The sequence below is a fragment of the Caminibacter profundus genome (assembly GCF_054657155.1).
This window is the reverse complement of the sequence record NZ_BAAHXC010000001.1, coordinates 236,790-252,259: the sequence shown is the minus strand read 5'-3', so window position 1 is coordinate 252,259 and position 15,470 is coordinate 236,790. Positions and strand designations below refer to the sequence as shown.

Sequence of the window (15,470 nt, the reverse complement as noted above, 5' to 3'; positions counted from 1 at the left end):
TTACTCTTCCACTAAAGCAAGTTCTATTTTAAATCCACTTTGAGACAATACTTTTACCCTCACTTTATCTCCCTCAGTAAACTCATCTAAAGAGTGCCCGTTTAACTTGCTAATATGTAAAAGCCCTTCAATTTCTGGGTCTAATTCTACAAACATTCCAAAAGGTACTTTTCTTTTTATCACTCCTTCAAGAATGCTACCTATTTCATACTCAGGAATTTTAGGTGTTTCTTTACAAATCACATTTAAAATATAATCTTTTGCTGCATGCATATCATCATAATTTTCACCATAAATTTTAACTTTTCCAGTCTCTCTATCAAGGTCAATAGTAATACCAAATTTAGCAATAATCTCTTTTACTGTCTTACCAGCAGTACCAATAATATCAATAATTTTATCTGGTTCTACCTTAAAACTTATACTTTTTGGAAGAACATCTTCATTATACTTGATATTCTCAGCTGCATTTTCCATTTTTTCTAAAATAAACGCTCTAGCAACTCTTGCTTGATATAAAGCCTCTTTTAATATTTCAAGACTAATTCCTCCAAGTTTTATATCCATTTGCATTGCAGTAATTCCATCAAATGTTCCCGCTACTTTAAAATCCATATCACCATCGTGATCTTCAAGCCCCATAATATCAGTTAAAATTGCATACTTTTCACCTTCACTTACAAGCCCCATTGCAATCCCTGCTACCATTTTAAGTAGTGGTACTTTTGCAGCTTTAAGTGCTAAACTACTTGCACAAACAGTTGCCATTGAACTACTTCCATTACTCTCAAGTATTTCACTAACAACCCTAACAGTCTCATCAAACTCAGGATCAAGTAATGGTTCAATTGCTCTTTTAGCCAAGTTTCCATGACCGAGTTCCCTTCTACTAGGAGGTCCAAGTCTAACAGCCTCACCTACTGCAAAAGCTGGGAAATTATAATGAAGCATAAATTTTTCAAGCTTTTCTTCTTTATCTGTTAGATTTGCATAAACTTGAGCATCCATATCACCGCCACGAGTCGCAACTGCAAGTGCTTGAGTTTGACCTCTTGTAAATAAACAACTTCCATGAGCTCTTGGAAGTAAATTTGTTTCAATATCAATTGGTCTGATTTCATCAAGCTTTCTTCCATCAGCTCTAATTCCTTCAAAAAGAATCATACTTCTTACTATTTCTCTTTTTACTTCTTTTACAGCTTTTAGTATTGCTTCAAAATTTTCTTCTTCATCTAACGCTAAAGTAATTTTTCTTGCAAACTGTTTTAAAAGATAATCTCTCTCACTTTTACTCAAATGCTTAATAATATCTCTAAGTTCATCAGCGTATTTTTCTTTTATAAGCTTAATATAATCAGTCAAATCAACTTCTTTTCTCTCAACAAAATCTATTTTTTCTTTTACAAAACTCTTTAGAGCTTCTTCATAAATTTTTGCACCTTCTTTGATTTTTTCTTGTGCTTTACTTAAAATATCAATAAGCTCATCTTCACTTATCTCATTAGTTTTATACTTAAGTATAGTATTTTCAATAGGCATTCCATCTAACATTACATCTTCTACTGGAATAATCTCTACCTCTTCCTGCCCTTGAGATGCATATTCTATCATTAAAAGTTCATCTTTTGTTCCAGTTACAAACAGATTAAAATCACCTTTTTCAAGCTGAGATAGGGTTGGATTAAAAATAATTTCTCCGTTAATTCTAGTAACTCTAACCCCATGTACCATTTTTGCAAAAGGAAGAGAGCTCATATACATAACAGCTGAAGCTGCATTCATTGCAGCAACTTGTAAATCACTATCTTCATCAGCACTCAAAGCCATAATCGTAATTATAGTATCATACCCATAATTTCTAGGAAATAATGGTCTTAAGCTTCTATCTACAATTCTAGCAGTTAAAGTTTCAAAATCACCTGGTTTTTGTTCTCTTTTTACAAATCCTGCCGGAATTTTTCCGACTGCATATGCTCTTTCTACATATTGAACAACAAGCGGAACAAAATCTTCCTCAATAACCTCATCAGGATTATATGTAAGAGTAGCAAGCATCACAGTATTGCCCTCTTGCCACCAAATACTGCTATCCGCTTGCTTTGCAACTTTTTGAACTATTAGCTTTTGAAACTTTTCATTTATTTTAATATCAACTTCACAACTCATTCATACTCCTTAAAATAAAATCTCGTATCTATATAATCTTCAACAACCTTTGCAAAAAATACATTATCTACAATCTTTTCTACCATTTCAGCAGTTTCTTTTGCAATTACTGGAATAGCTACATTTATACTATTTACTTTCTTATTAATACAACTCTTTATAGCACAAAGTAAAGTTAGTCCTGTACTTGCTCCTTCATCAACTAATAAAACATTTTTATTTTCCAATGTAATTATACCCTCTCCTGCTCTTAATTTATGTATATCTTCTAAAATTTTTTCTTCATAAACCCTTTCTATTTCATTAAAAAGATAATCATCAGTAATTTCAAAACTTTCTATTAATTCATTAATTAAAATGTAATCTTTAGTCTCACTTACACTTGCAAGAGAAGTGTCTTTATTAATAGGAGATTTTACTTCCTCTATAAATAAAAAGTCTCCTTCAAGCATACCATTTCTAAGGGCAATTTCTTTTGCATAATAAATTGCTCTTTTATTAATAGCTAAAACAACTGAATCTTGAATTATTTTTTTATCAATTACATTTAAAAGCTTATTTAGTGCTTCTTCTTTATTTTTAAATAGCATTTCACACCTTAAATTTTTTTAGAAACTCTTCTGGATATTGTCTTAAAATTTCATCTTCACTAAATGTAAACCTATAATTTTCTACATACTCTTTTAAAACTCTATAAGCCCAATTTATCTCTTTCATTTTATCTTCATCTCCTCCTATGTCACTATGCACTTTTTTCGCAAGACTTTTATATTTTTTGTTTATGTCATTTATTGTACTAAGAGGCGAAATATCTAAAATTTTACAAGCCTTTTTTATCTCATCTATTTTAGAAATGATGTAGCACCTCCACTTATTAATGGTTTCAAGTCATTATCTTTGAACTTAATCCCAAGTCCTAAGAAAAATGTTCTTGCCTTATCATTTAACACATTATCAATTCCTGCCATAAACTCTATATGTTTTAAATATAAATAAGTAGTTTTAAAATTTAAATGAGGATTATTGCCTCTTATATCATTTTCACTATTAAAATCATATATTTCACTACTAAATTTTAATTTATCTTTCATAGTAAAATAATCTATTCCTACCCCTCCTGTACTTTCAATTATACCTCCTCTTAAAAGCACATTTTCATATCTTTTTCCAATCTCAGCATTTATGAATATTTTTGATTTATCAACTGAATTTAATGCAGTATAGTTTTTTCTAGAAGTAAGTCCAAATATATAATATTTAGTAGGATTTGGTAAGTATGCAATATTTGCTGTTGTTAAGAAACTTGAATCCTTAAACATATAAGAATTTGAAATATCTACAACAATTTGAGAATTATTTACACTACCTAAGAAATCATCAATTTTTTTAAAACTATTACTTCCACTTTGGAAAAACTCTTCTGCAGAAACAATTGTTTGTTTAAGAGTTTCATTATTATCTTTTAACACATTATTTACATTTTTACCTACTTTTATATACTCATCTGCTAATTTGGATATTTTAACTTTCAACACAGTAACTAATTCATTTGTATTTGAAGCTAGACTATCAACTTTATTTAAAATTAAAGGCAATTTCTTATTTAATATTTCTCCACTTTTTTTATAAGTTAATACTAATCTATTTGAATTATCAAGCAATACTGGTAATTTTTGATTTGTAGTATTTAAAATAGAATTAAGCTTTTCACTCGCAATCTTTACATTACTAATAGTTGTTTGAATATTATTAATTGCTTTATCATCTAATGTAGTATTTAATTTTTTTATTAAAACTTTTGCCTCTTTTATTGCAGTATTAAGGTTATTTAATACATTTTCCATTGAAGCAATTTCAACAAAAGATTTAATAGTATCTTTTTCTTTATAATACTCATCAGAATTTGAAGGAATTATTTTTAAATATTTACCTCCTAATACATTATCCTGTGCAATAGTTACTTTAGAACCAATTGGAATTTTTACATCTTTTCTTATTAAAAGTTTAAGCTTAACTCTTTTGGTTTCAAGCTTCATAGAATCAACTACACCTATTTTTACACCTCTAAGTTTTACCCTTGATTTATTATTAAGTCCACTAGCATCACCAATATAAGCATATAATACATAACCTTTTTCTTTTAAATTTTCTAACGTTTTAATTTGAAAAGTCAAAAATAGTAATGATGCTAGCCCAAGTAAAATAAAAAGCCCTACTTTTACTTCGGTTTTCATAAAAATCCTTTATTTTAATTGAATAGTCTGTTTTACCCCACCTATTGGATAAAAGTTTATATTAAATGTAAGCATATAATTATTATAATAAGAAATACCATCATCTTTAAGAACAGGTAATCTATCTTTTTTTATGTTAAAATCATATTGCCAACATCTTTTATTAAGTTTTGCACCAATTAATAAATATTTCATATATTTGTTTTCTATATCATAATTATACTCAAAATATATTTTTTTATATTTATTTAAAAGTTTTTCTACTCTTATTGTATACGCTTGCGAAATACCAGAATCTTTTGGATAACTATAAATATGAGATAATTTAAATTTATATGCCTTTATAGGAAAATGAAACGTTGCACTATTATAAGAGACTCTATTTATATCCCAATCATACTTATTAATATCACTAAAAGAAAAAACAGATTTTTTTATGTTAATAATGTTTTCTAAACTTCCGTTATTTTTTAAATTTAATGCAATATTTTGTTTTAAATCATGGTCAATATAAAAGTCTGATTTTTCATATATTTGAAATATTGATAGACTTATACTATTATTGATAGTAGTATAATTTAATAAATTATTTTCTTCTGAAGATTTACTGATTTGTTTTATATTAAATGTTATAGAAGGGTTTACAATATGAATATAATCTCTTTTTTTTGTTAAAGATGAATAAAGTTTTAAACTAGAATATACTTGATAAAAATACTCTGGTTTTTTTTTAGAATTATAATTATTAGCAGTAATATAGTCAAAATTTTCACTAAGTTTAATATTTAAATAATCATCAAATAATTTCCAGTTAATACTCAAAGGCATATTAAAATCTAATTGATAATATTTTAAAGATTTAGAAGTAAAATTATAAATATTTAAATCAAATGAATTTAATAAAAAGTTTTTTGTTTCAAATTTATGAATATTCAGCTCTGGCAAAATCTGAATAGTATCGTCATTTGACACTTTAGTAGTATCTATAAAATATTTAGCATACATTCCAAAAAAATAGTTTGTTTTGAAGTTTTTTATATAATTTAACTTTGAAGTAATTAATTTATCAACTAAATATTTTGTATTAAATGTATAGTTATATGGATTTAAATAAAAATAATCTACATCATTTGCATATTTTAAATTCATATAAAGTTTATCATTTTTTGATATTTTATCTACTTTATAATAAATTTGATATCCATAGTGTTTTTTATTAGCAAGATTATATTTTTTATAATATTTATCAAAATCAACAAACTCACCGAATTTTATTTCACCATAAGAATAAGGAGATGTTACGAATCTAAAAGTATTATACACTCCTCTTCCTCTAATAGTCCTGATAGTTGGAGTTATTTCAAAATCAGACCTTTCTCCTAAAACTAAATATATTGGTTGAGAATATAAAAAACCTTCTTTTGCGCTATATCCAATATAAGGCCTTAATAACCCACTTCTTCTTTTTTTATCTAAAGAATTAAAAAAGAAAGGAAAATAAAATACAGGTACATTATGAACATACAGCCTAATATTATACAGTCTTAAATATTTTGTCTTTTTATTATATGCACCTTTACTTGAATATAAAAACCAATCTGGTTTTTCTATACAACAGCTTGAAAAAATTACATTATTTAGAGAAATTTTATCTTTTTTTATTTTTGATAATTTTGCTTTTATCCAAATATCTATAGATCTATCTATTAAAAAAATATCTCTAACTACTATATTATCCTTTGTGATAATATCAGCACTAGTTGCAAGATAAGAAGTATTTTGATAAAAAACTACCACACTCCCTTCAAGTCTTATTTTTTTATTTTTTATAATACCTTTATTTGCTTGAACAAAAAAATCTTTATAAATAATAAGAGGCTTTTTTAGATATATTGTATTATTAACTTCATTTGCTTCATTTGCATAAATTTTAATTTCTGCAAATAAAAAAGAGAAAAAAAGTAAAAAAAAACTAATTATCTTCAACAACAACTGAGTTCCCTGCTATATCGTGAATTGTTCTATTTAGTGGATCAACTAATGCATATAACATCCCAAGATAAAAAAACATTTCATCAAAATTTCTAGTAACACTTCTGATTAAAGACTTACCCCATGAAGGATTATCAAAAGTTTGTACATCAATCACTTTAATCTTAACAATCATTTTTCCAATAGTTTTACCATAAATTGTTATAAAAATCCAATGATAGAGTGTATAAGCAATAAATATAAATCCAAATAGTTCGTTTGTTAAAACTAAAATTTGTTCATAAGTTTTAGCATTTGCAAAACTAGAAGCAAATGCTAAAACAATAATTAAAGAAATTAGTAAATCATCTATAGTCATTGCAATAATTCTTTTTGTAATACTTGCTAGCTTTAATCCTTCTCTATCAATTTTATCAATTAAATCTTGCATTTTTACCTTTCAAAATACTTGATACAAGAATTTATGATTTAGAGTGAAAAAACCTAAAACCTAAATTATAAACCCTATATTATTTAATTGCTTGATAAGCTATATCTTTCCTATATTTTTTACCATCAAAATGAACTCTATCTACTATTTTATATGCTTCATCTCTTGCTTCTTTAACATCCTTTCCAAACCCTACACACACAAGAACTCTTCCACCAGTAGCCATTAATTTGCCATCTATTTTTTGAACTCCAGCATACGCAATATATCCATTACAATCACTTAAGTCATCTACTTTAATCTCAGCTGGTTCACTACTTGAATAAGGATAGTTTTTACTAGCACACACAACCCCTACAGCTACTTTATCTTTTATTTTTACATCTATTTTATCAAGCTGTTTAGTTGCAGCATTTTTTAACATATCATAAACGCTACTATCAATTAATGCCATAAGCTCTTCACATTCAGGATCACCAAATCTTACATTATACTCAAGTACATATGGCTCATTATCAACTACCATAAGTCCAATAAATAAAACTCCCTCATAAGGAGCACCAGCTTCACGCATTCCTTTTAGTGTTGGTTTTATTATTTTTTCTTTTACTTTTTCATAAATTTCAGGAGTAGCAAGAGGTGTTGGAGCATATGCACCCATTCCACCCGTATTTGGACCTTTATCTCCATCAAGAAGTCTTTTATGATCTTGCGCAGCTGGAAGTAATACAAAGTCTTCTCCATCACAAATTGCAAACATACTAAGTTCATATCCATCTAAAAACTCTTCTACAATCACTTTTTTACCAGCCTCACCAAATGCACGGCCACTTAGCATTTCTTCTACTGTTTTTTTAGCTTCTTCTTTACTTTGTGCTATTATAACCCCTTTTCCAGCACAAAGCCCATCAGCTTTTACAACAATTGGAAGTTTTTGCATATTATCAATAAACTCAAATGCTTTTTCCTTATCAGATGTTTCAATATATTTAGCAGTAGGAATATTATATTTTTTTAGAAAATTTTTCATATAAACTTTACTACCTTCTAACCTTGCAGCAGCTTTACTTGGTCCAAAAATTGTAAGTCCATGAGCTTTAAAAATGTCCACTATCCCTTTTACAAGCGGGGCTTCAGGTCCAATAATTGTTAAGTCAATTTTATTCTCTTTTGCCCATTTTGCTAATTCTTCGTAATCTTTTATATCAATATTTGTAGCAAATTCTTCTGTTGCCCCATTTCCCGGCGCATAAAAAACTTCAGCCTCATCTTTTAAAAAATATCCTATTGAATACTCTCTACCTCCACTTCCAACAATCAAAACTCTTTTCATTTTAAGCCTTTTTTTATGAAATTATATCAAATTCAATTTTTAGGTTTGAGGTATTAGGGGTATTAAAGGTTTTAAAGGTATTAGAGGTTTTATTACTATATACTAACCTCTACAATCCCTACTAACTTTTACAACCCTTACTAACCTCTATTAACCTCTATTAACTTCTATAACCTTTACTAACCTTACTACCACCTACTCTTTCCACTATTTAATGAAGCTTTGTTCCAGTAATTAAAGCATAAATCCAAGGCCAGATTAAAATTAAAATAACTAAAATGGCAATAACTACATATGTAATTTTTGGAATTGAGCGTTTTTTCATACATTCCAAATCTATATTAAACTCTCCACAATAATCAATATCTCTGCTAAATTTATTCAAATAAAGAAAATAATAACAAAAACCGCTAAGAAATGAATTTGTTAAAACAATTGATATTAATATCAATACTGGATGAAGTTTTGCGTAAGCCATCATATATCCTACCATCAGTGAAACAACTAAAACTGCCATAGATTCAATTGCCATTCTTCTATACAAAAGATAAAACCAACCAAATAGAAATGAAAATAGATTAAATTTTGGTTTACATTTACCAAGCCCATCATCTTGCATAATTTCTTCAAAAATTTTCTTATCTTTTTCAGTTAATTTATAGTAACTCTTTTCTAAAATATCCAAAAATTTATTTTTCATCATCTTGCCTTTATATATGTTTTATAATAATCCCATATAGCCAAAGTAAGTCCACCAATAATGGGAGAGAGTAAAATAGATATTATAAAAAACACCCAAGTATTGTGTCCAAGCCTATATGCAAAATATGCTACAACACTTGAGAGAATTATAAGATTTATTAAAAGCATTAAACCCATTTATTTCCTTTTTTAGTTAAAATTATAATTAAAAAAGGCTTAGTATGAGCATAAAAGTGCCGAAAAGTTTTGATTTAAATGTAAAAAATAGTGAGAGTGTTGGAAGAATTGCTAAAGCCGCTAAAAATTCTGCAGTGGCAGCAGTACTCATGATACCTAAACATAAACCAATTTTTGACAAACTTCACCTTGCATATAATTTAAAAAGGGCAAATGAAGAAAAATTTAACCTACTTGTAGCTATTGAAGGAATTCATGAAGGTAAATTATCAGAAATATCTATCCTAAAAGAAAAGGGAGCTAGTGCAATATATATAAATTCTGATGAAGATATGAATTTAATTAAAAGAGTATTTGAGTATGCTGAATTTTTAGATATTCCAATTTTTGTAAATTGTAATAATAAATCTTTAAGTACCGGAGTAATGAACGATAGTGAAATAGCTTATTCAATGGGCGTTAGTGGTATTGCAAGTTTTGCTGAAAGTATTGAAGTCGCTAAAATATTAGAACTTGCCTCTAACTTCAAAGCAAAAGTAGTTTTTCAAAGTATTACTTCAAAAGAATCTCTTAGAATTTTAAAAAACAGACCACCTCATACATACGTAGATGTTTGTATAGATAATTTATATTTTACTGATGAAAATCTTCAAAATTTTAATACCCTCTTTAAAACATTTCCTCCTCTTAGAAGCAAAGAAGACAGATTTGCATTACTTGAAGCTGTTAAAAATGAAGAAATAGATTTTATTTCTTCAAATCATATTGCAACTAGTCAAAAAGATGTTCCATTTGAAGATGCTGAGTTTGGAATTAGTAAACTAGATATATTTACTCAGCTGGCTTACTCTCTTGAAGTCGACCCTCAAATAATTACTAAATTAATTTCTACTAATCCGGCAAAACTCTTTAATATAGAAATTAATGAATTTATTGAAATAGAATTTGGTGAATTTGAAGTAAATATCCAAAATTTTGCAAGTAAAGGCAAAAACTGTCCTTATACTACTCTTAAAGCAAGAATTGTTTAGTCTTCTTATGTCAACTTATTTATAATATTTTATTTATTTTTTCTCTTTTTGTGGTATAATTAACTAAAAGTTAACGAGGGGAAATTTATGAAATATTACAAAACACTAGAAAATGAAAAAATCAAATGCCTTCTTTGTCGTCATCACTGCGAACTTAAGGCTAATCAAGTTGGTTTTTGTGGTATTAATATGAATAGAAATGGAGAACTTATAAATTTAACATACGGTTATCCATCAAGTATAAATGTAGATCCAATTGAAAAAAAACCTCTCTTTCATTTTATGCCAGATACTAATGTATTATCTTTTGGTACAGTTGGATGTAACTTTAAATGTCCATTTTGTCAAAATTGGCAAATTGCTCATACTAACAATGTAAACACATCTATGTATGTATCCCCAAAAGAGTTAGTAAACTTAGCTTTAAAATATAACTGTTTCTCAATTGCTTACACTTATAACGAACCAAGTATTTTTTATCTTTATGCAAGAGATGTAGGTTTAGAAGCAAAAGAAAAAGGTTTTAAAAATGTATTTGTTACAAACGGATTTGAAAGTATAGAAGAAATTGAAGATATGAAAAACTGGGTTGATGCTTGTAACGTTGATTTAAAAAGCTTCAATCCTGAATATTATAAAAAAGTCTTAAAAGGAAACCTTGAAGATGTATTAGATACTATTAAAAGGTTAAAAGAAGCTCATATTTGGCAAGAAATTACAACTCTTGTAGTCCCAGGAGACAACGATAGTGTTTATGAATTAACTAAAATCGCTGAATTTATAGCAAGTGTTGATACTAATATTCCTTGGCACATTACAAGATTTCATCCTGATTTTAAAGTAACTGATAAAAACCCAACTCCAATAGAAACCATATTAAGAGCCTACGAAATTGGTAAAAAAGCAGGACTTAAATATGTATATCTTGGAAATATTGCAATGCCTGTCATTACATATTGCCCTAATTGCAATGAAGAGCTTATTGTCAGAACAATTTATAATGTAGAAAAAAATATCTTAAAAATTGATGAAAAAGGAACTGGACATTGTCCAAAATGTAACACTATTATTGAGGGAGTATGGAAATAAAGCAGTCAAATGTTAGTAGAGGTTGTAGAGGTTAGTAAAAGTTGTAGAAGTTAGTAGGGGTTAGTAAAGGTTAGTAAAGGTTATAATACCCCCTAATACCTCTAATACCCCTAACCTTTAATACCCCTAATACCTCTACAACTTCTAAAACATATAATAAGGAGTAACTATGAGAAAAGCAGTAGTAAAAGAATGGTATGGAGGGGATTGTGAAGCTGTTGAACATTATATAGAGCATTTTAATAATATAATAGATCAAAATGTAGATAAAGATAAAGCTAAAGAAGTTTTTTCACTAAAACCAAAAGCAATAATTGTACCTCATGCAGGATGGATGTATAGTGGATTTACTGCAAATTTTGCTTATAGAATAGCAAGTAATGTAAATTATAAAAGAGCGGTAGTAATAGGACCAAGTCATAAATTTCCCCTTAAAGACATTTCAACAACTTTGCATTCATTTTATGAAACTCCTTGCGGAAATTTACAAATTGATACAAATTTTGCAAAAGAACTTATTGAAAAGTTTGAAGTTCAAAACCTTGAAATGATTCATCAAGAACATTCTACAGAAGTTCAAATGCCTTTTATTTATCACTATTTTAAAAATTTACCAGTAGTAGAGTTAGTTTATGGAGATTATGATCCATTAAAACTTAAAAATATTATAGAATATTCTATTGAAGATAATTCTTTAGTAGTAATTTCAACAGATTTAAGTCATTATTACGATTTAAACACAGCAAATACACTTGATTATAACTGCCTAGAAGCAGTTACTGAGCTTGATTTAGAAAAAATAAATAAATGTGAAGCATGTGGAAAAATTGGAGTTATTGCAATGATAATAGCAGCTACTGAACTTGGACTTACACCATTTATTGTAGATTACCGTACAAGTGCTGATTTGAGTGGAGATGAGTCTAATGTAGTAGGATATATGAGTGCAATTTTTATATGAGTAACATTTATGTTATAATTCCATAACTCCAACAATGGGAGGTTGCCATGGCAAGAGGAAAATTTAGATTAAAGAGAAAAAGAAGAAGAGTTTTATACTCAAAATAATTTTTCTCTTCTTCTTTAAAGTTTAAAAATGATAAAATATAATGATAAAAAACTAATTCTACCTTTAGAATACTCAATTTCTCTTATATCTACTATATTAAAAAATTTTAATGTAGAAATAATTGATATTGAAAAAAACGAAAACTATATCTTTTTTCTAGATAAAGAATTAAATAAAGAATCATTAAAAATAATAAAAAATATACTTTTAAATAAACTTCCTATTGAATGTAAACTATATCTTTTGGCAAATTTTAATCTTACTTTAAAAGATATAAACTTAACACGTGCAATTGCAAAATATCAAAAGCAACTTCTTTTTGAGTTTGAAGAAACATTAATTATAAAAACACTAATAACCTATCCTTCCCTTACAACTTTAATTATTGAGTATTTTAAAGATAAATTATTAAAAAAGGATCTTTCAAAAGAAAAATTAATTGAAGAAAAATTAAAAGATATTACAAACTCAAATCATCATAAAATATTTGAATTTTTTTATGTAATAGTTAAAAATATAGTAAGGACAAATTATTTTTTATATAAAGAAACTATCTCCTTTAAAATTTATACTCAAAATTTTAAAAATATGCTTTTTGGAATTCAACCTAATATTGAAATGTTTGTTTATCATAAAGACTTTAGCGGCATCCACTTGAGAATCAGTAAAATTAGTAGAGGTGGGATTAGATATTCAAGTAGAGAAGATTTTAGAGAAGAAGTAAGAGATTTAGTTAAAACTCAAATGATAAAAAATGCATTTATTATTCCAGATGGTGCAAAAGGTGGCTTTTTTATATACAACAAAAAAGTTGACTTAAAAAAAATTTATTCTCTTTTTATTGATGCTCTTTTAGATTTAATTGATTTACCAAATTTAAACATAATTAAATATGATAAGGAAGATTTTTATTTTGTAGTTGCAGCTGATAAGGGCACTTCATATATGAGTGATATAGCAAATGAAATAGCAATTAAAAGAAATTATTTTTTAAAAGATGCTTTTGCTAGTGGAGGAAGCACAGGATATAATCATAAAGAACTTGGAATTACAGCAAAAGGTGCTATAAAAAGTGCTAGTAGATATTTTATTGAAATAGGAAAAAACATATATAAAGATAAAATAAGTGTAGTTGGTATTGGAAGTATGAGAGGAGATGTTTTTGGAAATGGAATGCTTCTTAACAAAAACTTCTTGCTAATCGCTGCGATTAGTCACAGTGAAATATTTATTGACCCTAATCCTAACCCTGAAATAGCTTTTAAAGAGAGAAAAAGACTTTTTGAAAATGAACTTAGTTGGAGTAATTATGATAAAAGTAAAATAAGCAAAGGCGGAGGAGTTTTCAAAAGAGATAATAAAAAAATAAAATTATCTCCTGAAATAAAAAAACTTTTAAATTCAAAAGCAGAATATTTATCAGGCGAAGAACTTGTTAAAGAAATTCTAAAACTTAAAGTTGATATGCTATATTTTGGAGGAATTGGAACATATGTTAAAGCTAGCGATGAATTGAATATACACATAAGTGACAAACAAAATGAAAATATAAGAGTAAATGCTAATGAGTTAAATGCCTTTTGCATTGTCGAAGGTGCAAACTTAGCTTTAACTCAAAAAGCTAGATATGAATATGCTTTAAATGGTGGAAAAATTAATATGGATGCGATTGATAACTCTGCTGGAGTTAATATAAGTGACTATGAAGTAAATTTAAAAATTATTTTAAATGAATTAATTAATAAGAAAGTTATAACTGAAGATAAAAAAGTTTCAATTTTAAAAGAACTTACTGATGAAGTTATTGAAAAAGTTTTAAACAACAATGAAAATCACTCTTTAATAATTACACTTGACACTAAAACAATTTATAAAGAAAAACTAATTAAAATTCTAGAAATTTTGGAAAATCATACTGAGTTTAAAAGAGAATATTATGATATTGCAAAAAATAGTGAAATTGAAAGTATTTACTACAAAAATGAATTAATAAGACCAATAACAAGCTTACTTTTATTGTATTCAAAAATATTTTTAAAAAGATATATATTAAAAAACTTAGATTTAGACCAATTTGAAGAATTTTTTATTAACTATTTTCCTAAAAGTTTTCAATATAAAAGCTCCCATCCATTGAAAAAAGAAATTATTGCAACTGAAATTACAAATGAAATCCTTAATAAATTTGGTATCGACTTTTTAAGTGATTTTAATAAAAATTCATTTAAATCAAAAATTTTTTCTTATCTGGTTTTAATAAAATTATATGAGGTTGATAAATTATTTAAAGAAGCAAAAAACATTAATGACACTCATAAACAATATGAAATATTAATTGATATTCAAAAAACTGTAAAATTTGCAAATAAATGGTTAAGTGACACTCAAAATACAAACTTTAACCCTTTTATCCTTTTAACATTCAAAGACGAATTATTTGAAATTAACTTATCTACTTTTCAAAAACAAAAAACTCTTATAAAATTTTTACCTGTAATACTTTACTTCAGATATGAAGGTAATGATTTAAATGTAATAATAAAACTATTTGAAGCAATTATTTCAAAATTTAAAATAAATAAACTTCTTAAAGAAATTAATGAATTTTCTCCTAAAACCAAAATACAAAAAAACTTAAAAGAAGAAAGTGAAGAAATGATTGAACACTTTGTAATTAGTTTAGCAAAAGAAATAATTATCTCCAAAAGTTTTGACAAAAACAACATTAAAAAGTCAGTAAATGACTTTTTGAAAACAAAAGAAAAATTTAAAGATATAATAAATGAAATAAAAAAAAGCAAAAAAGATATTTTAGATTTAGTTCATATATCAAACTCTCTTATTCTTACATTAAAGTGATTTAATAATTTTATTTGCCATTCCTAAATCAATATCTCCTCTTGCTTTAAGTCTTTTCATTATCTCACCAATATTTTTACCACCAATTTCATCAATAATGTTCTCTATAACTTTTTTAGTTTCTTCTTCACTTAACATTTTTGGTAAAAACTCTTCATAAATTGCAAGTTCCTTAGCTGCTTCTTCAATCCCTGCATCAATTGATTCTTTTGCCATTTTTGCAAGTCTTTTAGCTGACTCAATTATATGTTTTTCATTTACTTCTTCACCTTTTTCTTTAGCTATTTTTTGTGCATTGTCTACTAGCATCATTAAAGCATTTGCTTTTACTTTGTCTTCTTTTTTTGCTTTCATCATCATTTTTTTAAGTTCAATTATTGTCATTTTC

Annotated in this window: 14 protein-coding genes; 4 read left to right on the top strand and 10 right to left on the bottom strand. The window is 26.7% G+C overall.

Features of this window, described 5'->3' with window-relative positions; genetic code table 11:
* The 9 genes from ACYQ1U_RS01335 to ACYQ1U_RS01295 form a co-directional block, all read right to left on the bottom strand.
* Positions 1 to 2,166 (bottom strand): polyribonucleotide nucleotidyltransferase, encoded by a 2,166-nt coding sequence (locus ACYQ1U_RS01335; RefSeq protein WP_459883442.1) that lies wholly within the window; start codon positions 2,164 to 2,166, stop codon positions 1 to 3.
* Positions 2,163 to 2,756, bottom strand: coding sequence for a phosphoribosyltransferase (locus ACYQ1U_RS01330; protein WP_459883440.1), 594 nt, complete (start codon positions 2,754 to 2,756; stop codon positions 2,163 to 2,165). Before ACYQ1U_RS01330 ends, ACYQ1U_RS01335 begins: the two co-directional genes overlap by 4 nt.
* Before the next feature lies 1 nt (position 2,757).
* Positions 2,758 to 2,976, bottom strand: a complete 219-nt coding sequence (locus ACYQ1U_RS01325; RefSeq protein WP_459886357.1) for a molecular chaperone DnaJ — start codon at positions 2,974 to 2,976, stop codon at positions 2,758 to 2,760.
* A 32-nt stretch (positions 2,977 to 3,008) separates the two neighbouring features.
* Positions 3,009 to 4,400 carry an MlaD family protein gene (locus ACYQ1U_RS01320; RefSeq protein ID WP_459883438.1) on the bottom strand — a complete coding sequence of 464 codons (1,392 nt, stop codon included), beginning with the start codon at positions 4,398 to 4,400 and terminating at the stop codon, positions 3,009 to 3,011.
* Between the two features lie 9 nt (positions 4,401 to 4,409).
* Positions 4,410 to 6,389, bottom strand: a complete 1,980-nt coding sequence (locus ACYQ1U_RS01315) for an LPS-assembly protein LptD (protein ID WP_459883436.1) — start codon at positions 6,387 to 6,389, stop codon at positions 4,410 to 4,412.
* A complete protein-coding gene (locus tag ACYQ1U_RS01310) occupies positions 6,373 to 6,822 on the bottom strand; it encodes an RDD family protein (RefSeq protein WP_459883434.1) in 450 nt (149 codons plus the stop codon). The genes ACYQ1U_RS01315 and ACYQ1U_RS01310 overlap by 17 nt, the downstream gene beginning before the upstream one ends.
* Positions 6,823 to 6,901: 79 nt before the next feature.
* The gene (gene purD, locus ACYQ1U_RS01305) at positions 6,902 to 8,155 is read right to left on the bottom strand and encodes a phosphoribosylamine--glycine ligase (RefSeq protein ID WP_459883432.1); all 1,254 of its coding nucleotides are present in this window, start codon (positions 8,153 to 8,155) and stop codon (positions 6,902 to 6,904) included.
* Positions 8,156 to 8,366: 211 nt separating this feature from the next.
* Positions 8,367 to 8,855, bottom strand: a complete 489-nt coding sequence (locus ACYQ1U_RS01300; RefSeq protein WP_459883430.1) for a DUF2628 domain-containing protein — start codon at positions 8,853 to 8,855, stop codon at positions 8,367 to 8,369.
* Positions 8,855 to 9,034: a hypothetical protein gene (locus ACYQ1U_RS01295; RefSeq protein WP_459883428.1), complete on the bottom strand. Its 180-nt coding sequence runs from the start codon at positions 9,032 to 9,034 to the stop codon at positions 8,855 to 8,857. Before ACYQ1U_RS01295 ends, ACYQ1U_RS01300 begins: the two co-directional genes overlap by 1 nt.
* A 44-nt stretch (positions 9,035 to 9,078) precedes the next feature.
* Here ACYQ1U_RS01295 and ACYQ1U_RS01290 point away from each other — a divergent pair, with 44 nt between their 5' ends.
* From ACYQ1U_RS01290 to ACYQ1U_RS01275, 4 genes are all read left to right on the top strand, one after another.
* Positions 9,079 to 10,065: an amidohydrolase family protein gene (locus ACYQ1U_RS01290; RefSeq protein ID WP_459883426.1), complete on the top strand. Its 987-nt coding sequence runs from the start codon at positions 9,079 to 9,081 to the stop codon at positions 10,063 to 10,065.
* Between the two features lie 87 nt (positions 10,066 to 10,152).
* Positions 10,153 to 11,154 (top strand): AmmeMemoRadiSam system radical SAM enzyme, encoded by a 1,002-nt coding sequence (gene amrS, locus ACYQ1U_RS01285; protein WP_459883424.1) that lies wholly within the window; start codon positions 10,153 to 10,155, stop codon positions 11,152 to 11,154.
* 169 nt (positions 11,155 to 11,323) lie between these two features.
* Positions 11,324 to 12,115: an AmmeMemoRadiSam system protein B gene (gene amrB, locus ACYQ1U_RS01280; RefSeq protein WP_459883422.1), complete on the top strand. Its 792-nt coding sequence runs from the start codon at positions 11,324 to 11,326 to the stop codon at positions 12,113 to 12,115.
* A gap of 135 nt (positions 12,116 to 12,250) precedes the next feature.
* The gene (locus ACYQ1U_RS01275; RefSeq protein ID WP_459883420.1) at positions 12,251 to 15,082 is read left to right on the top strand and encodes an NAD-glutamate dehydrogenase domain-containing protein; all 2,832 of its coding nucleotides are present in this window, start codon (positions 12,251 to 12,253) and stop codon (positions 15,080 to 15,082) included.
* Here ACYQ1U_RS01275 and ACYQ1U_RS01270 read toward each other — a convergent pair.
* Positions 15,074 to 15,466 (bottom strand): GatB/YqeY domain-containing protein, encoded by a 393-nt coding sequence (locus ACYQ1U_RS01270; protein ID WP_459883418.1) that lies wholly within the window; start codon positions 15,464 to 15,466, stop codon positions 15,074 to 15,076. The two genes, ACYQ1U_RS01275 and ACYQ1U_RS01270, sit on opposite strands and share 9 nt — an antisense overlap.
* Positions 15,467 to 15,470: the final 4 nt, after the last annotated feature.